At 59.0% G+C, this 18240-nt stretch carries 19 protein-coding genes; 8 read left to right on the plus strand and 11 right to left on the minus strand.

Going from position 1 to position 18240, the window contains the following annotated elements; all coding sequences use genetic code 11:
- Positions 1-52: 52 nt before the first annotated feature.
- From IEX27_RS11330 to phnD, 4 genes are all read right to left on the minus strand, one after another.
- Positions 53-1201: an ABC transporter substrate-binding protein gene (locus tag IEX27_RS11330; protein WP_244630331.1), complete on the minus strand. Its 1149-nt coding sequence runs from the start codon at positions 1199-1201 to the stop codon at positions 53-55.
- Positions 1198-2307 (minus strand): ABC transporter ATP-binding protein, encoded by a 1110-nt coding sequence (locus IEX27_RS11335; protein ID WP_188721164.1) that lies wholly within the window; start codon positions 2305-2307, stop codon positions 1198-1200. The genes IEX27_RS11330 and IEX27_RS11335 overlap by 4 nt, the downstream gene beginning before the upstream one ends.
- A complete protein-coding gene (locus IEX27_RS11340) occupies positions 2307-4103 on the minus strand; it encodes an ABC transporter permease (RefSeq protein WP_188721165.1) in 1797 nt (598 codons plus the stop codon). Before IEX27_RS11340 ends, IEX27_RS11335 begins: the two co-directional genes overlap by 1 nt.
- A 75-nt stretch (positions 4104-4178) precedes the next feature.
- Entirely contained in the window at positions 4179-5132 is a 954-nt protein-coding gene (gene phnD, locus IEX27_RS11345; protein WP_188721166.1) for a phosphate/phosphite/phosphonate ABC transporter substrate-binding protein, read from the minus strand.
- A 106-nt stretch (positions 5133-5238) separates the two neighbouring features.
- On the opposite strand from phnD, the gene IEX27_RS11350 reads away from it, so the two are divergent.
- The 4 genes from IEX27_RS11350 to IEX27_RS11365 all read left to right on the plus strand — a co-directional run bounded on the left by IEX27_RS11350 (position 5239) and on the right by IEX27_RS11365 (position 9302).
- Positions 5239-5919 carry a response regulator transcription factor gene (locus tag IEX27_RS11350; protein WP_188721167.1) on the plus strand — a complete coding sequence of 227 codons (681 nt, stop codon included), beginning with the start codon at positions 5239-5241 and terminating at the stop codon, positions 5917-5919.
- Entirely contained in the window at positions 5916-7310 is a 1395-nt protein-coding gene (locus IEX27_RS11355) for a sensor histidine kinase (RefSeq protein WP_188721168.1), read from the plus strand. Before IEX27_RS11350 ends, IEX27_RS11355 begins: the two co-directional genes overlap by 4 nt.
- Positions 7307-8311, plus strand: a complete 1005-nt coding sequence (locus IEX27_RS11360; RefSeq protein ID WP_188721169.1) for an ABC transporter substrate-binding protein — start codon at positions 7307-7309, stop codon at positions 8309-8311. Before IEX27_RS11355 ends, IEX27_RS11360 begins: the two co-directional genes overlap by 4 nt.
- Before the next feature lie 295 nt (positions 8312-8606).
- The gene (locus tag IEX27_RS11365; protein ID WP_188721170.1) at positions 8607-9302 is read left to right on the plus strand and encodes an Ntn hydrolase family protein; all 696 of its coding nucleotides are present in this window, start codon (positions 8607-8609) and stop codon (positions 9300-9302) included.
- A gap of 23 nt (positions 9303-9325) precedes the next feature.
- On the opposite strand, the gene IEX27_RS11370 is transcribed toward IEX27_RS11365, so the two are convergent.
- Positions 9326-9493 (minus strand): hypothetical protein, encoded by a 168-nt coding sequence (locus tag IEX27_RS11370; protein WP_188721171.1) that lies wholly within the window; start codon positions 9491-9493, stop codon positions 9326-9328.
- A gap of 222 nt (positions 9494-9715) precedes the next feature.
- Positions 9716-10342 (minus strand): MurR/RpiR family transcriptional regulator, encoded by a 627-nt coding sequence (locus IEX27_RS11375; RefSeq protein ID WP_188721172.1) that lies wholly within the window; start codon positions 10340-10342, stop codon positions 9716-9718.
- Between the two features lie 429 nt (positions 10343-10771).
- On the opposite strand from IEX27_RS11375, the gene IEX27_RS11380 reads away from it, so the two are divergent.
- The 4 genes from IEX27_RS11380 to IEX27_RS11395 all read left to right on the plus strand — a co-directional run bounded on the left by IEX27_RS11380 (position 10772) and on the right by IEX27_RS11395 (position 14097).
- On the plus strand, positions 10772-10984 hold the full coding sequence (locus IEX27_RS11380) for an ABC transporter permease (protein WP_280516485.1): 213 nt from the start codon (positions 10772-10774) through the stop codon (positions 10982-10984).
- A 20-nt stretch (positions 10985-11004) separates the two neighbouring features.
- Positions 11005-11475, plus strand: a complete 471-nt coding sequence (locus IEX27_RS21570) for a TOBE domain-containing protein (protein ID WP_188721173.1) — start codon at positions 11005-11007, stop codon at positions 11473-11475.
- Positions 11476-11753: 278 nt separating this feature from the next.
- On the plus strand, positions 11754-12752 hold the full coding sequence (gene araD1 / locus IEX27_RS11390) for an AraD1 family protein (RefSeq protein WP_188721174.1): 999 nt from the start codon (positions 11754-11756) through the stop codon (positions 12750-12752).
- A 418-nt stretch (positions 12753-13170) separates the two neighbouring features.
- Entirely contained in the window at positions 13171-14097 is a 927-nt protein-coding gene (locus IEX27_RS11395) for a LysR family transcriptional regulator (protein ID WP_188721175.1), read from the plus strand.
- 194 nt (positions 14098-14291) lie between these two features.
- Here IEX27_RS11395 and IEX27_RS11400 read toward each other — a convergent pair whose 3' ends face one another.
- The 5 genes from IEX27_RS11400 to gspG form a co-directional block, all read right to left on the minus strand.
- Positions 14292-16034 (minus strand): FAD-dependent oxidoreductase, encoded by a 1743-nt coding sequence (locus IEX27_RS11400; RefSeq protein WP_188721176.1) that lies wholly within the window; start codon positions 16032-16034, stop codon positions 14292-14294.
- Between the two features lie 303 nt (positions 16035-16337).
- Positions 16338-16991, minus strand: a complete 654-nt coding sequence (locus tag IEX27_RS11405; RefSeq protein WP_188721177.1) for a PulJ/GspJ family protein — start codon at positions 16989-16991, stop codon at positions 16338-16340.
- Positions 16988-17356, minus strand: a complete 369-nt coding sequence (locus IEX27_RS11410) for a prepilin-type N-terminal cleavage/methylation domain-containing protein (RefSeq protein ID WP_188721178.1) — start codon at positions 17354-17356, stop codon at positions 16988-16990. Before IEX27_RS11410 ends, IEX27_RS11405 begins: the two co-directional genes overlap by 4 nt.
- Positions 17353-17829 carry a hypothetical protein gene (locus IEX27_RS11415; RefSeq protein ID WP_188721179.1) on the minus strand — a complete coding sequence of 159 codons (477 nt, stop codon included), beginning with the start codon at positions 17827-17829 and terminating at the stop codon, positions 17353-17355. Before IEX27_RS11415 ends, IEX27_RS11410 begins: the two co-directional genes overlap by 4 nt.
- Positions 17810-18235 carry a type II secretion system major pseudopilin GspG gene (gene gspG, locus IEX27_RS11420; protein ID WP_188721180.1) on the minus strand — a complete coding sequence of 142 codons (426 nt, stop codon included), beginning with the start codon at positions 18233-18235 and terminating at the stop codon, positions 17810-17812. Before gspG ends, IEX27_RS11415 begins: the two co-directional genes overlap by 20 nt.
- Positions 18236-18240: the final 5 nt, after the last annotated feature.

Consider the following 18240-nt stretch of genomic DNA (forward strand, 5'->3'; position numbering starts at 1 on the left):
CAAGCGGGCATGGAAGCAGGAAGCGCGCGTTTCCGCGCGCTTCGTTTGTCGGTTAGCGGGAATTCACGAGCCAGAAGTCCTGCCAGTCCTGCAGCTTTTCGAAGTCGTCTGCTGCTGTGGACGAGTTGGGGACATGCATCTGGTCCATGTACTTGATGATGCCGGAAGCTTCATTTTCCGGCATGACGGCGTTCTTGTTTGTCGCGATCTTGCCGTCGCCCAGCTGCGGGATCATGCCTTCGCCCGACATCATGAAGTGGACGAACAGCTTGGCAGCGTTCGGATGCTTGGTTCCCGTGGCGATGACCGCTACGCGAGGCGTCAGCTGGCCAATCCAGGGCTTCAGGCCGTCACAGACGCCCATGCCGTATTCGTTCTTCTTGGCATCGCGGAAAATGGCCGTCGACAGGAAGCCCATGAAGGGCTTCTCCTGGCCCTTAGCGCCGATGATCGGTCCGACATCGGAATCCGAGCGCGTGACGCTTGGCTTGTTCTGAGCAAGACGCTTGACCCACTCCGCTGTGGCGCTCTCCTCTTCAGTGACGAGTTCTTCACCGAAGAACGCCTTGTAGGCCTCACGCATCTGATCGTCGTTGTGCGTGGCGATCTGGTTGAACCAGAACATCGTTTCGTTGCGCAGGAGCGGATCGGGAATGGCAACGCGGCCTTTCCACTCTTCTGTCGTCAGCGCCCACATATTGTCGATCGGGCAGCCGTCCGTGTGAACATCGCTGTTGTAAGCCCAGACCCACGGGTTGAGGCTGGTGATCGCGGGATCCTGATACTCCGCCGGCACCTGGTCCTTGAGATCGGCGGGCATCCAGCTGGTGCCGGCGCCGAGAACCATGATCTGCGTCGTCACCGATGGCAGGTTGGACATGTTGAAAACGTCGGTCTGGACGTTCTTGGCCTGCGCTTCACGCAGGATGATCTGTTCCTGCTCCTGACCGTTCATCTTTACGCCGGTGGCTTCGATGCCGTATTTTTCGGTAAATGCTTTGGCCATGTCGACGATCTTGCCGGTTGCATCGACAACGGTGATCGGCCCTTCCTTCTTGGCAGCTTCGATAAGCTTCTCAAGCGAATAGTCCGCATCGGAAATGCCGATATCCGCCGCCGAAACAGGAGCTGCAAGCACGCAGGCGGAAATGCCGGCTGCCAAGGCGAGGCGGGCGCGGGTGTTGATAGACATACGGGTCATGATTTTCCTCCAGTTGTCTGTTGTAGAACTGCTTCAATGCGGCTGCCGGCCGCGTCGAAGATGTGCAGGCTCTCATGCGGGACAGAGAGTCCGACCTGTTCGCCCGGTGCCACGCCAGGTGGCTCAGGGGTGATGGCAAAGAACTTCTCACCGTCGGCTGAAAGTTCGACAATCCAGCTGCCGCCGGTTGGTACGATATCGATGACGGTTGCTGGCCTAGGGGATGTCTCAACCGGCACGAGGCGAACGTGCTCAGGGCGGATACCCACCGAACCCGCGGGGGCGGTCAGGCGGATGTCCGCCAACATTCCATGGACCCAGGCGCTCAGCGGGTTTGTGGAATTGTCCTGCAGCTCCACGATGTTGATCGGGAGGTTGCCTACGAACTCCGCAACGAAACGGTTTGCCGGGCGCTCATAGATATCGTCGGGCGTGCCGAGTTGCTGCAACTCGCCCTCGCTCATCACGGCGATTGTGGTCGCAAGAGTCATCGCTTCCCACTGATCATGGGTGACGAAGACGATGGTCGCGCCCATTTCCGCGTGGATGCGCTTGAGTTCCGCCCGCATTTCAAGACGCAGCTTGGCATCCAGATTGGACAAGGGCTCGTCAAGCAGGATCACGTCCGGCTTCAGCGCGAGCATGCGGGCAAGGGCGACGCGCTGCTGCTGGCCGCCAGACAGCTGCGAGGGAAGGCGATCCCGGTAGCGGGCGATCGCGAGCTTTTCGAGTGTGTCGTTGATGATGCGGTCGCGTTCCGGTTTGGGCACCTTGCGCAGCTTAAGACCAAACTCGACGTTTTCCGCCACGGTCATGTGTGGCCACAGGGCATAGTTCTGGAAAACCAGTCCCATGTCGCGGTCTTCGGCGGGCACGTAGATGCCTTCATCGACCGAAACGACGGTGCGGTCACCGACCACGATCTTGCCTTCTGTCGGATGTTCGAGGCCGGCGATCATGCGCAGGGTCGTTGTCTTGCCGCAACCGGATGGCCCAAGCAGGCAAAGGAAATCCGATTTCGGGATTTCGATGTTAAGCCGGTCGACAGCAGGTGCAGCGGATTTGGAGTAGGTCTTGCGCACGTCTCGGATGCTGATGCTTGACATTATTTGTTTCCCAGACCGTCGGAGAGGTTCGATTTGGTGAGCCGCTGAACAAGCATGGTCCCGCCAAAGGCGATGACGCAGATCATCAGGACAACCGCGTTGCTAGCCTGCGAGTAGCCGTAGTCGACGAGGCGCAGAGCATAGGTGGTGAGGACTTCCGTACCAGGGACGGCAAGAACGACGACAAGGCTGAGGCCTTTGATCCCCGATATGAAAGGCAACATCACGCCGGATACCAACGCGCCCTTCTGGATCGGGACCACCACCGAGGTGAGTCGGCGGATAAAACCTGCGCCGACACTGCGCGCCGCATCTTCCGGATCGCGCCCGAGCTGCATCATGCCAGAAATGCCTGCGCGTGATGCGAAAGGCATCTGGTCGGCCAGGATGGCCAGCACCAGAATGATGGGAGTTCCGTAGAGCGCGGGGAGAGGACCTCGTGGCACGGCGAACATCGACAGATAGGCTGCAGCAAACGCAATTCCCGGGACGAGATAGGGCAGGAACGTCACCTGGCGCAGGAAGGTCGCCACTGATTTTGCCTCGGTGCGGGCAACGACATAGCCAACGAGGAGGCCAAGGAATCCTGCGCCGAGCGCGGCAGAGCCCACGATCCAGAGCGTATTCCAGGTCACTTCCCAGAATTCCGGCGTCAGAAGGATGCCCTGCTTCAGTGCCGTGGTGCCAACATCTGTTCCGATCCAGTAGTCCAGGGTGAAGTTGCTCAGGGCAAACACGCCCGGAACCTTCATCACTGTCGTGAGCAACAGAGCCATCAGCGGGATGAACGCGCTGATCAGGAAGATAGACATGGCAAAGCCAAATGCCGGCAGCCGCCAGCCACGCAATGCAGTGGTGCGGTTCATCGACCCCTTGGAGCCGATCACCACAAAGCGGCGTGCCTGCCTGAGGAGATACATGTCGATGAAGATCGAAACCGAACCGAGAATGACAATGGTGAGCGCCAGGAGTGCGCTCATACCCGTCTGGCTAGTTGAGATCGCGCGGAACAGCGACGTCGCCAGTACGTCGAAACCAACTGGAACGCCAAGGATATAGGCGACACCAAAGTCGCCAAGACATTTCGCGAAGATCAAGGTGGATGCTGACACAAGTGACGGCAGCATCAGCGGCAGGATGATCTTGCGTGCAATGGTGCCGCGCTTGGCGCCGATACTGCGCGCTGCATCCTCAAGTGAGGAATCAAACTGGCGTAACGCATTGCCGAAAAGAAGGATGAAAAAAGGCGTGTAGTGCAGCGCGAGGATCAGCGTGATCGGAAGGAAGCCATAGGCGAGCCAATCGGGCGGTGTGACGCCAAGGCTTTCCATCCAGCTGGCGGAACCGCCGGTGGTACGGTTCTTGAACAAGGTCAACCAGGCCAGCGCGAACGTCCAGCTCGGCAGCATGTAGGGCACGATCAGCGCGGTTGAGAACCACTTCTTGGCAGGCAGGTCAGTGCGGCTCATCAGCCAGCCAAGCGGCACTCCGACTGTGAGGGCGATGGCGATGGCGCTGACGGAGATCAGCGCCGTGTGCATCAGCGGCCGCCAGAACACGTCCATGGAGATGCGCGAGAAAAACACGCGCTCGACATAATACCAGGTCAGTTCGCCCATTGGCTGACCTGCGCGACCCTGGTCTGCGAACTGGACGACGAAAGCGTCGGTGACCAGCAGGAATATCGGGGCAGCGATGAGGTAGCCAAACAACACGACGAGCACGATGCCGATCAGCGTTGTGGGGTCCTGGTTGCGGACCCGTAGATGATAAAGACTTCTTCCGAGACCTTGCATTGGTCGTCCTTAATAGGCGCTTCGGGTGAATGAAATCGACCCAATCGAAACGGATTTCATGAGGATTGCGACGGCTTAGAGAGGAGGCGCCCCGCTAACCTTCTCGATGACTTCGCGAACGGAGCGCCAATCCTGCTCGTAGCGTATCGGCAGAAAGCGCTCATCTCCGCCAAACTCGGCCTTCATCTCGTCCGTAAATTCGTAGTTGAAGAAGCAGGCCTTCATTTTCTCGACGAGTGACGGATCGAGGTCATGAGCATGCGCGAAGGATGAGGTCGGGAATTTTGCACTCTTGTAGAGGATACGGAACGCTTCGCGATCAACCATGCCTCGTTCGACCATCCGGTCCAGGACGTCGGAGGCGATTGCCGCCATGTCGTAATCGCCCCTCGCCACACCGAGGATGGAGCGGTCGTGGCTTCCTGACATGATGGGTGCGTAGTCCTTGCCTGGCGCCAGGCCTTCATCCGGGAAGTAGGCCAATGGCGCCAGATGGCCGGAATTGGACAGGGGAGTGGCGTGGGCAACCCGCTTTCCCTTGAGATCCTGGAGTGAAGTATAGGGCGATGCTGCATTCACGATGGCCATGACGTGGTATCCACGTACGTCCGAGCCGATGCCCTTGGCCGCGAAGGGGACGGCACCAGCCCGGTTCACCGCTTCCACCGTGGAGCCGGTGGAGAACCCGGCAAAGTGCAGGCGGCCCGTCCGCATCGCCTGAATTTCCCCTTTCGTGCTTTGGATGGGGTAATAGACAATCTGTCGGCCCAGGCATTTCTCGAGGTGTCGGGTGAAAGGCTTGAAGAGGTTGGCATAAACGGCAGGATCCTCGATCGGCGCGTAGGCCCAGATCAGCGTATGCGGGTCGCGCAGGGCCGAGGTCTCAGCGGGCACGTCGGCAACGAGGTCGCCATTCGCGTCGCAGAAAGGCGCGTCGAGCTCTCCACGATGGCTGCACGTCGTAGCATCGCTACGCGCCAACGACGTCAGCAGAAGGAGCCCGCCAATGCATCCAGCCCAACGCCTCACTTTCCCAACCTCCACAGGTGCAGCCAGTCGGCTGGCTAAAGGTTTGTTTCGCCTCGTTCGTCAATGATAGTGTTCATTGCTGTCATAATCCTGTTACTGGAGCAAAATGCGCATCCTGTTGATAGAAGACACACCTGACATCGCTTTCGCCATCTCCATGCGGCTGGAGGATGAAGGATACAGCGTGACCGTGGCGCGAGACGGCATTGAAGGAGAGGCCCTGGCCGCAGCGGCCGCTCACGACCTCATCATCCTCGACATCAACCTTCCCGGCATGGACGGTTTTTCCGTTCTGCGGTCTATCCGCGAGAGCGGCAACAACCTGCCGGTGGTGGTCATCACGGCGCGGTACCAGATTGCCGACAAGGTCGGTTTGCTCGACCTTGGCGCCGACGACTATCTCGTCAAGCCGTTCGACCTGTCCGAACTGGTTGCTCGCATAAGGGCTGTATCGCGGCGACATCTCGGTGCCTCGAAACCCGTTTTGAAGTTGGGGAACGTCACCATCGACCTTGGTTCCAGAGCGGTCATGGTTTCCGGTGAGCCACTGGATCTGGGACGCCGCGAGTTCGACGTCCTCGAACTGCTCGCAAGCCGGTCGGGCGAGACGGTGTCGAAGGAAAATCTGGTGCTGAAGCTATTTGGCTATGAGGACAGCGGTACGCCCAACGCCATAGAACTTCTCGTCTCGCGCGTTCGCCGGAAACTCGAGGGAAGCAGTATCGAGATCATCACCCATAGGGGCATCGGCTACTTCCTGCGCATACGCGAGGACGACAGCGCGTGAGTCCTGATTATTCGATCCAGCGTCGGCTGCTCGTCAGCGGAGCTGCACTTCTGGTTCTGGTGAGCGGGATCGTTTTCCTGACGGTTCGGTGGTATGCCCACACGGCGGCAGAAGAGGCGTTCGACCGGGTTCTTGGTGCCGCCGCCCTGTCGATTGCGGACACTGTCTCAATCGAAGATGGTGAGGCGACCGTCGATCTGCCGCATGCTGCCTTTGCCATTCTTGGCACCTCGCGGCTGAACCGGATCTTCTATCGCATCGTTGCCCCAAACGGCTCGTTGATAACAGGTAGTCCGACCCTGGGGCTCGAGATTCCGCCGGGGAATGGCCCGGGCCTGCGGTTCTTTTCCAGCTCCTACCGGGGTGATCCCGTCCGTATCGCAGCCGTCGCCCGCTACCATGCCGATGCTGGTGAGGGGGGCTGGATCGACATTCTCGTCGCCGAGACCCGGGAGGCACGCGACCAGCTCGGTCTTCGGTTGACCATGAGCGCAACTGTTCCGGCACTGTCGCTTGCCGTGCTTGCATTCCTGCTGATCTGGCTCGCCATGCGCAAGGCGTTCGAACCACTGAGAACCGTCGAGACAGAGTTGCGCTTGCGTGCCGTCTCCGATCTGCGGCCGATCGAAGGGCCTGTTCCGCGCGAGGTCACGGCCCTTGTTTCCGCACTCAACGATTTCATGTCGCGCTTGAATTCCGTACTGCTCGGCCTCAAGGACATGACCGCTGACGCGGCTCACCAGTTGCGCACGCCGCTGACTGCCATCCGTGCTCTTTCCGAGCTTGCCCTTGATGGAGCATCGCACGGACGCCAGAAGGAGATTATCCGCCGCATTCATTCCAATTCCGTGAGTGCCAGCGTGCTGGCAAACAAGATCCTTTCGGAAGCGACAACGCTCCATTCGCTGGAAACGCGGGTGCACGAGACGGTGGACATGCGAGATGTCATAGGCAATGCGATAAGGCGGGTGCAGGCTGAAGGTCCCCACCTGCAAGAGAACATCTCTTTCGTGCTGAACCTGCCAGAGCATCCGGTCATCATTCATGCCGAACCCGTCGGTCTGGCCGAGATGGTCTTCAACCTGGTGGAGAATGCGATCACCCATGCACCGGGCGAAATCGAGTTGGGACTGAACGCTGGGGGAGAAAGCATCCTGTTCCATGTGCGCGACAAGGGGCCGGGAATCCCCGAGGAGAAGTTGGGGCTGGTCTTCGAGCGTTTCGAGCGAGCCAACGCCAGCAAGCCTGGTTCCGGTCTCGGCCTGTCGATTGCGCGCAACGTTGCCACGGCAATGGGCGGCAGTATTTCAATCCGTAACCGCGAGCAGGGCGGGACGGAAGTGACACTCCAGCTTCCAAGACCGGTTGAGGGGAGGGGGATGAGCGCATGAACCGTCGCTCGCTGCTCCTCTCGCTCATCGGCAGCGTTGTACCTACGTCTACCTTTGCACAAGGGCGCAGACCCTTGCGGCTGCTGGTTCATGAATCTGTTCCGAGGCTGGATCTGCTGGTGGACGCGATTTCAACTAGCCTTCCCTTCGGCGAGATCGCCGTTGCTGCCCAGGAAGCGCGGCCGGCGCAGATAGTCGCTCGCTTCTCCGCCCAGGCAAATGTCGCCGAGTTACCCGATTTGGCAATCCTGCCTACCCCTGACCTCGCCGTTCAGCTGGCAAATGAAGGTCGCACGTTCCCGCAGGTTCTCGAGAGCGGCTTTGATGTCCCCCATTGGCGCAGTGAGGTCTTTGTTCTGGGCCACGATCCGGCGGTCTTCGTAACGCGGAAAGGAAGCATTGCCGAACAGGACCTTCCCCGCACACGACTGGATCTTGCGCGCATGCTTGAGCAGGGTGGGAACCGTTTCCAGGGACGTGCAGGCATCGTCAATGTGGGAACCGACAGTGTCGCTTATGCCATCGCATCCCAGGATTCGCTTCGCTCGTCGATGTTCTGGCGCATTTCGGCTGCGTTCGGCGCGTCGCGGGCGCGGATTTTTGACACCGCGGATGAGCTCCTGAGCGCGCTTTCCGCTGGCACGATCGACTTCGGCTATAATATTCCCATCACAAGCGCGCGAAGTTTTCTCCGCCGCGATTCCGAGATCGAGATCATCGTGCCGCAGGACTATGTCCTGGGGCTGCCCTGGTGCGGCCTCGTTCCTCATGGGGTCACCTGGCCTGGTCCTGTGCCGCAGGCAGGGGGCCTTGTCTCGTTGCTTACCTCTCAGCGGGTATTTGATGCGTTCAGCGAAATCGGCCTCATCACGCCACAGAAACCAAGCGTGATTGAGAACATCCAGATGATCGATCCTGGCCCCGAACTTCTGGTATTCCTCGACCCCTTGAAGCGCAGCCGTTTCCTTGATCTTTGGTTCGGGCTCGTCGTGCAGAATTGACGAGTGGTTTCGATGGCTTGAAGTTCCAGCGAAGCAGGTCATCGCGCGAACTTTCCTTCAGACTGGAGCTGGACGCTACGCAATCGGCGCCTTCCCATCTGCTCGTTTATTGGGGCTAAGGCGGCTCCGTGTTCGTCATTTCAGCATTTCTGTGAAACACCGAAATGATTCTAAGGGGAACAATTGCCAACGAGATGGGTTTATTTGCCTTCTGACGGTCTTCAGGATGCAGCCGGCTACGCTCGGGTAATTCTCGACCGAATTCCCGAAATTCACGCCTTGAGAGGACTGACCCATGACCGCCGTGCTTGCAATCGTCTGCCAGGATGGAGTTGTGCTCGGCTCAGACTCCCAGATCACGGACAAGGGGCGCGGCATGACATATCCTGCCGAGAAGCTGCACCCTCTGGGCGGTCAGGCGGCATGGGGCGGCAGTGGCGCGCGATCGGTCCTCTTCGATGTCAGGCGCAGCTTTAACGAAAACAGCGCAGCTATTCTGGAGGCGCCGGATATCGGACGAGCGATGCAGGAACTGCTCCTCCCCATCTTCCGCCATCATTATGAGACGTTCATCCCTGATGTCCCCGGTGAGGAAGATGGCGGGACCCCCGCGGCCTACGTGATGGCAGCAGGTTGGCGAGACGGCGAACCCTGGATCATTGAGATAACGCCCTCCGGCATGATCGGCAATTACGCCGATATCGGATTCCACGCCGTCGGCAGCGGCGCGGCTATGGCACGGCAGGCCGGCTCGCTTCTGTCTCACTTTTCCTTGACCAGGCGATCTCTGCGCTTCGGCTGTGCGGCTGTGCTAAGGGTCCTGCAGGCACTTGACGAGACCTCTCCCAGCGTAGGTAAACCGTTCAGTCTGTGTCGCATTGATAAGGATGGAGCACACCACCTTACCGATAAGGAAATTGAGCAAGTGAACAAGGATGTTCGCCGATGGGTAGAGGCCGAACAGACGGCAATCGCCAGCATATTCGACTAAGCTGCGAGCGGTTGAGTTCTCGATCAAATCTCTCCCAGCAGATGGTGCATGTCCTCAACCTCGGTCAGTCGATGCCGGCCGGTATTTCCGCGTAGACGAAACAGTTCGTCTGCCATGATGTGGCACAGCACCAGGACGGCGGCGTGGTTGTCGAGTGGCGAGGGGCTGTTGTCACGCAACGCAGTAGCCATGTGGGCTTCAAGGGCTTGCGGTAATGTTGGTCCACGATCAAAAGTGAGCGGGCTTTCAGTTGTGGCAGCAGGGAAAGCGCTGCGCGGACCAGTGGCACCAACCGGCGGATGGCGAAGACAACGACAACATCGCGCTCGGTGAGGCTGGATAAGGACTCTGCGATAGTCTCCCCGTCGTTCGGGAGTAGCGCGGTGTTGGGCACACCAGGCTGACTTGCCATCTCAAATATTGGCGAGGAAGTGACCATTGCGCATGCCGAGGAAGACGACCTTTCCGGCGTCAGCCATACCCTGCGCCGCTGCCGCCAACTCTGTCGGATCAAGGCTGGCAAAGGTCTCAGCGATGTTCTGCTGCCCAAAATGGACATGGCGTGCGATCTGGCCGACCGTATCGGTCGGGTCCTTCTCCAGCAGGTAGTTCGGTACACCTTCACTCCGAAGGTCGGGTGCGTGCCGCTTCATGTCCTCGTAGTTGCGGAAGCCGAGTTTATGCACGAACCTGCTGACGGCCGCGTTCGAAATGCCAGCCATTTTGGCCAGTTCCACTGCGGTGTAGCTGGCGATATCCCCGGGAAAGGACAGGATCACGTCGGCAAGTTGCCGATCTGCTGGCGAGGTGCTGCCGGCATGTTCGTGAATGAGCAGTGATAGCGGCTTCCGCCGGTGACCGATGTGTGATCGACATGGAGTTCCGCTTTCTGCCGGGGAGATCCTGATTTCCTGGTAGAGCGTCTGATCATGGCTGAGGTTCGACGTCTTGACAAAAACATGGCTGCGCGCGTGCCCGGTTGCGGAGTCACCATTGAGCCAGTCTATGCCTATCCAGCATTTGATATGTCGGCCGAACATCCTTCGGTATTGACGGTCAAGCGATGTGCCGGTCGTAACGGTGACGTAAGGCTGTCATACGGCACGGAGGCAGGCTGCTTCCGCGCGGCCATGTAAATGCCGGTCGTCGTCTGCGGTCCCGGAGATATCTGTCAGGCGCATCAACCCGATGAATACCTCGCAACTAACTAACTGAACGCATGCGGGGATTTCCTGATCAATCTGGTCAAGGCAGTGTGTTGATCTAAAATCTCTTGCATCGTCGTGCACTGCTCAGCTCGTTGGTCCTCCACACGAGCCGATGCAGCGCACCTGCCGTCTCCTTCGCCGGCCGGGCATGAATGCGGGTCGGCGAGCTCCTCCCTTTCGCACTCCGGACTGCCTGTCGGCACATGGAGACTTGTGGCAGCCCATACCATTCTGTGCATACCTTAGGTCATCCGGATCGTTCTGCCTCTCTTGCAGCGGTTTGACCGTAGTCTGGAAGAGGCTGCTCTCAGCCTCGGCGCGACGCCATTCCACAGCTTCTTCCTGGTCTTGGTTCCGGTCATCCGGCCCGCAGTGGTCGCCGGCGCCGCGATGGCTTTCATAACGTCGTTCGATGAGGTCGTGCTGGCGCTTTTCCTATCCGTGCCCGGGGCAACAACGCTTCCATCTTCGTGACCCACGATCAAAACGAGGCTATGGCCATCGCCGACAGAATTGCGGTGATGAATAAAGGTGTAATTGAACAACTTGGTTCCGCTGTAGAAATATACAGCCGCCCGGCGACGCGCTTCATTGCTTCATTCATAGGCAAGGCCAATTTCCTGCCAGCAAAGGTCATATCCGTGAGGGAGCACGTTGTTGAGTTATCCGGCGGAACTCGCTTGAAGATCCCCTCGCAGGAACTTCCGTCAGAAAATAGTACTGTCGATCTCATGATCCGCCCGGAAAATATTACTGTGTCGCCTGCAAAGAACGAGGCTGGTATTGAGACAAGGATGGCTGGGATTACGTATCAAGGCGCAATTGCCAGAGTGCGGGCTGTCACGCCTGAAGGCGTTGAAGTGCTTGCCGAGATCCCCGGTAGTGCTGTCTCTTCCCTTCCCGACGAAGGCGGAACTGTTTACCTGAAGCCGGATCCAGTGTTCGCCCGCGCCTTTGCTTCCTGAAGGGAACAGCTTGCGGTGAAATCCGAACCGCACACTGGGAGAACTGGCTTCAGGAGAGCCGCTGCAGGCTCCCTGCAAAGCAAAATGTGACAGCGTCCGGGGGAGGGCACACCGCCGCGCTGTATGATGTCCTGTAGAACTTGACATCACTCGGCCTTATAGCTAACCATTCGTGGACAGTATGCCTACATTGTAGACAAGCGGGTGTCCCTGAGAGGATGCTTGGGTTCCTAAATCCGGTCGCAACGGTCGGAGTTGTATGAATTGAGGATAAGACTATGCGGCTGATCCAGTTCGTCGGGCCAGACGGTTCGCGCGCCATTGGCGTTGTTGACGGAAATGCGGTGCGCGAGGTGCGTGGCGTCGATAGCATTCGCGAACTGGCTTTGAGGGCTATCGCTGAAAACCGCTCGATCGATGATCAGGTGCTGCAACTTGGCGTAGGTGCATCGCACGACTACGACCAGTTGCTTTCCGACGGCAAGGTGTTGCCACCGATTGACCACCCCGATGCAGCCCACGTGATGGTTGCCGGCACCGGGTTGACCCACATGGGCAGCGCCTCTTCGCGCTCGAAAATGCACCAGAAGGCGTCGACCGGCGATGAAGCCAGCATGACCGACACGGAGCGCATGTTCAAATGGGGCCTGGATGGCGGGAAGCCTGCCAGCGGCACAGCGGGCGTGCAGCCTGAGTGGTTCTATAAGGGAGATGGGTCTGCCATTGTCGCCCCGGGCGCGCCTCTGGATGTTCCCGACTTCAGCGACGATGTGGGCGAGGAGCCGGAAATCGTCGGACTCTATGTCGTCGGTGAGGATAGTAATCCGTACAGGGTCGGTTATGCCATTGGCAATGAAGTGACCGATCACGTGATGGAAAAGAAGAACTACCTCTACCTTGCCCATTCAAAGCTGAGGCAGTGTGCCTTCGGTCCCGAACTGTTCGTTGGTCAGTTGCCGGACAACATTGAAGGGACAGCCCGGATCCTGCGCGATGGCAAGCCCATCTGGGAAAAACCTTTCCCGACAGGAGAGGCGAACATGTCCCACTCCATCGAAAATATCGAATTTCACCATTTCAAGTACAACCAGTTTCTACGTGCGGGAGACGTCCACGCGATATTCCTGGGTACGTCTGTAGCATCGTTTGGAGACGGGGTTAGGGTCGAGGTTGGAGACACCTTCGAGATCGACATTCCGCTTTTCGGCCGCCCGCTTGTCAATGGAACGCGGTCGAGCAGCACTCTCGTCAAGCCGGGCGCAGTGAAATCGCTTTGATCGCGCGCCGCGGCAAGCCGGGAGCAATGGTATCTGGCCGCGCCCCGAGGGCGTAGTAGATAGTTATCTGTCAGCTATCTAATAGCGTTTATCGGATGCGGTGACAGGGCATAACGGAAGAAGGCGTTCTCGCAACCCGGTAGTGCGAGACGCGATAGTGCTGGAGGCATAGTCATCTGACTTCAAGTGACCCGGGAGGGTTGGTGTGATGCACGCCAATGTTGGGTCACAGCAGGTTTCTTATCAGCTTGCCGGTCGATAAGAACCCTGCCTGTTCTGAATGTGGAGGACCGATGTACGTTGATCATAGACTTTGTGTCGGAAGAAGATCCCGGTTGTCCATCCGGACAACCAAGGAACTTCATTTGAAATCCTCACGGTCGATCTGCGCTCGGTATAGCATTTGTTCAATCCAGGCATGACCCCACCACTTCACTCGATCATTTCAAGGCTTCACCTGAAACAGTTGAGGCTTCTGGTGGCGCTGGGCGAGCACGGCACGCTCCTGAAGGCTTCGCAGCAGGTCGCGTTGACCCAACCCGGCGCCAGCAAGGCATTGCAGGAAATCGAGACGACCTTCGGTACGCCGTTGTTCGTTCGCACCAATCGCGGCCTTGAGCCCAACGTCGTCGGCCATTGCGTCATTCGCTATGCTCGCCGTATACAAACAGATCTCGCGCATCTGCGCGATGAGATCGTTGGTATCACGCGCGGCCATGGCGGGCGGGTGGCGGCGGGCGTCATAATGGGGGCAGTACCGCTGCTCACAGATGCAGTCTCCGCGCTTGTTGCTCGGCAGGCAGACTTGTCCGTCGAGATTGTCGAAGACACCAGTGCTGCGCTGTTGGCCGAGCTCGATGCCGGTCGACTCGACCTTGCGATTTGCCGCACGACCGTCAGCCAGACGCCGCAGGTCTATGACAGTGTGAAGCTCCAGGACGAGACGCTCGCGGTGATCGCCAACGTTGGCCATCCCCTGCGGCACGCGAAGAAGCTTACACTGCATGAGCTGGCGCCATATCGATGGGTGGTTTATCGCGCGAACATGCCGATGCGGCTCTTGCTCGAACGGGAGTATCGCGAGAGCGGGATACGCTTTCCGCAGCACCTGCTCGAGACGACTTCCGCATTTGCGACGCTGACGCTGTTGCAGGCCAATCCGTCCTTTGTTGCTCTGGTTTCAATCGAAGTCGCACGGTTCTTCAAGATCCGGCAGATGGCGCGTATCCTGCCGTTGGCCCTGGCGTCACAAAGCGAGCCTTATGAGCTCGTGACCCGTAAAGGGGGACCGGTTCAACCGGCTTCGAAACTGCTGATCCAGGAATTGCTCCATCGACAGTCCTGAGCATCAGGTCGGCGCGCCTCGATCATTACAGTATTCCACCGATGCTCGGCGCTCATTGCTTGAAGCACGCACCTCTTTTTCAAAGTCCGGAACGAGGCGAGTGGTTTGAATCGGTAGCTTCGGGCTGGTCTGAGAAATGAAACAACCCCGCCGGGCGAGAAGCCGGGCGGGACTGTGCTTGGGAGTACTGGTCTTTAAGCCGGACGAAGGGCTGCGTGCCTTGCGGCAATGATACCCTGGACGAGGGCGCGAGCATTGCCGTGCTGACTGAAGCCGCCGGCACATTCGCCAGCAGCGTAGAGGCCCGGAATGGGCTGACCGGCAACGTCGAGGACCTGGCTGTTGGCGTTGATGCGCAGGCCCGACCTTGCGTCGTGGATCACCGGTGTCGACCAGGCAGCATAGAAAGGTCCATTCTGGATCTTGTACTGCGGGCGCGGCTTGCCGAAGTCAGTGTCAACGCCTGAGTCAACAAAGCTGTTGTAGCGCGCCACGGTCTGAACCAGGTTGCTTGGCGGCATGGGGACGCGCTGATGCGGCATGATGATCTTCTGCGCAAGTTCTTCCAGCGTGTTTGCCTGGAAGAAGAAGCCTCCGTCAACATCGACGAAGGGCGCGCCTATAGTCCAACGCTGGCGAGTTACGGCATCCGCATCGAAGATAGCCCAGATTGGGCCGCCGCCATTCTTGCCGTCACCGATTCCCGCCAAAGCGGCGTTGATCCAGTTTTGTGGGTTCCAGTTAACGTTCTTGGCATTCAAGTAGCTACCCTGAACGTAATTGCTGACCTGACCAGCGCTATTCGTCGGGAATTGCCCAGCCGTTTCGTCGAAGAACCGGTTTCCGAGCATATTTACATGGATAACGTTCTGGTTGTTGACGTTGGCCAGACCGGAGGCCTTCGCTAGATGGAAGACGGGGCTCTGCGGTCCCCACTGCAGGAACGAGTAGTTGTACTGCGTTCCGATTGCAGTTGGCTTGGTGATGTTGGTGCCAAACTCTGCGGTCTGGTTGTAGGTGCCCGCGAGGGAAGCGCCGACATTCAGACCAGCGATGATACCGCTGGCGTCCTGGAAGGAGTAAGGCTCGCCTGCGACGCCGCAATACTCTGCCGTGAGTCGAGGATCGAACTGGCGACGGTATTCCACGTTACCATTGCCACCGCCGCTGGCGATGATCACACCCTTGCGCGCCTGAATGTTAACCGTGCGACCTTGATAGGAGGCCTCGACGCCCGTTACCCCCTGCTGCATCCGGCGCACTGCAACCAGACGGTGTTCAGTCAGGATGGTGACGCCTTTTGCCCGTGCTGAGGCCTCGAGCGGACGTATGAAGCCCGGCCCTTGCGACGTGGTCGCCTGCTGGTTTGCAGCGACAGGCAGGCCGGTGCGGACCGACACGTAGTTCATGATTGCGGTATGCATCATGCGGTTGACGGAATTGCCGACTTCATTGCCGCCGACGTTGTCGACCGTACTTCTCGTCCACCTGACGCCATTGCGGACCAGGAAATCGTAAAGGAAGAGGTTGTGGTCGGCAAATGCGCGGATGAGCTCGCGGTCGTTGAAGCGATAGCTCGTAGCACCATTGGGCAGGGTAACGGACCAATCGGTAAGATCGCGATACAGGAGGTCCGGGGAGTCCACAACGCCGGACGCGATCTGGGCAGGTGTTCCGCCTCCAATCGGAATATTGCCCGAGCTGACGATACCACGTCCGCCAATATGCGGCTGAGCCTCAAGGACAATTACAGATGCGCCCGCTTCGGCGGCGGCTACTGCGGCGCCAAGGCCCGCCGAGCCGCAACCTATAACAACAATATCGGCTACGCGCGGTGACGCAGCATGGCCAATATTGACCTGCATAACGCTAGTGGCAACCCCCGCGGCGGCAATGCCGGCACCGGCCTTCAACAATGAGCGTCGGCTGACAGTCATTACGTTCTCCTCCTGAAAAACTTTAGACCAGTATATGTGGTCTTTTGATACGGCCCCCAGCAGCTGAACTCATCTGACATGATAGCTGTAAACACTTGGCCGATCGCAGTATCGCAGCATTTGCTCGCGCGACAATTGAGAAGATGTGATCTCGGTATAGCCTTTACGCAACCCAAAGTGCGAGCAACCGCTCTACCCGGTCATGTCCAACGCCAGACTGGTGGCGCGGGGCGATCGGAGATATTGAGGAGGTAAACGTATGCTGCGCGGACGAAGGATTTCTTTTGAATTTCCCTGCGGGAGTCAGAAGCTGCTGCCGTAGCGCTGCAGACAACGCGCAAGCGCTTCGCCGGCGCCGCAATGCGCGGGCATCTCGACGCGCAAACGGGCTATTGCCGATTGCTCCCACGGGCGCGGAGAACTGCCGGAGAGTTCGATGCGGACCAGTGACGGCAGTCTTGTGGTGCTTGTCCATTCGGGATTGAATTCGCCATCCGGCCCGGCATAGCTGAACGATAGCTTCAGATCACCGCGCATCAACGGAAGCTCCTCCCCGCCCGACGTTGCCAGATGATCACGTCGAGCACGAATGAGGGCCCTGTCGCTTCCCGCCAGTCCTATTGAATAGGTCACGTCATCAAGCCCCGCGCGTGCCTGATAGCCGAGTGCGGGACGCACGAAGGTGACGCTTTCAGCACTTCCGTCGAAGCGGACTGCAATGATTGCGCTGTTGGGATCGGGATCGATGGGCTGCGCCGACTCCAGGTCTTCGACCATCCGGTCCAGAATGACAGCCACCGTGTCTTCGCGACCGCCCCGGTCGATCATCCCCTGCCAGTGGCGCACCCAGGTTCCTGTGTACATCGACAGCCCGCCGAACAGGATCGTCGCCAGCAACAACGAAGCCAGGGCTTCGATCAGCGTAAAACCACCTTGAGTGCTTCGTCTGCCTGTCATTGCAGCCTGCCAAGGCAAACGGTCTGCATCACATCCTTATCCCTATCCGCGGTGCTGCGCACCGTGACGGAGTAGAGCTGCCATCCGGCTTCAGTCAGGGCAGCGCTGCGTTCAAAGTCGTAGGGCTCCACGAGGACCGTGAAATCTCCGATCTCACGCCGCCCCGGTTGCAGCGGATCGAGCGTCATGGCCACTGCCATGGCAGCCTGCATGTTGACGCGGCGGTCCGTCGACCGGTCCAGCCCCGCGAACGCGCCGGCGGCGCCCGTGATGATGCGCGCGATCGGAACGATCAGCAGCAAGGCAATTGCAAGCGAAGCCAGAACCTCGATCAGCGTAAAGCCGCGTCTGTGTCGCGCTGTCATTTCGAGCTCATCTCAACGCGGCCGGTAAACCAGTCGACACGCAGCTCTATGGCCCTGCCGCTGGCGGAAAGTTTCATGACCCCTCCGCAGGATCGCCCGTCAGCGAGGAACCGCAACGTTCTCGTTCCGCCCTGGATGGGGCACTGGTCCGACGTGGTCCAGTCGATCGCCACACCGTCGCGAACTGAAATCGGATGGGCGCCCTTTACCTGGATGCGCCGGCTAGCCGGATCAACCATGACATCCGCGATATCCCCCGAGGTCATGGCCTTCACCCGGGCCTTGCGGAACTCGCCGCTGACACGAACCGCCTCGCCGGAAAGTTCGGCAGCTCCGATGCGGGCATAGGGCCGCGGCATCAGGACGAAGGCCGCCAGGGCGAAGATGGCGAGTGCCGCGATGACATCGATCAGCACGACACCGCGCTGTCCCTTCTTACGGGCGATGCTGCCCCTATGACCGGCCGCCGCCATTGATTCCGTCAGAGGTGATGGTGAATGTCTTTCCATCACTGGAATATTTGTATTCATTACCCCAGGGATCGAGCGGAACGCCGTTAGTGCGAAGGTATGGTCCGTTCCAGACCTGAACGGATGAGGGCTTTTGCACCAGGGCTCCAAGGCCTTCTGCCTGCACCGGATACCGGCCGACATCGATGTAGAAGATATCGAGCGCACTGGAGAATGCCTCGATCTGAAGCTTGGCCGCGCGCTCGCGGGAATCGGACAACTGCGCCAGAACGCGAGGGCCGACGAGGGCCGAGATCAGTCCGATGATGGCCAGAACGACCAGCATCTCGATCAGCGTGAAGCCCGCCTTGCGGCGCTTCGCTCGCTGGCGCTGCGTGAGATGGGAATCAACTGCAAAATGTATGCTCATGCACT

It is taken from the genome of Nitratireductor aestuarii, from assembly GCF_014641695.1.
GTDB lineage: Bacteria > Pseudomonadota > Alphaproteobacteria > Rhizobiales > Rhizobiaceae > Chelativorans > Chelativorans aestuarii.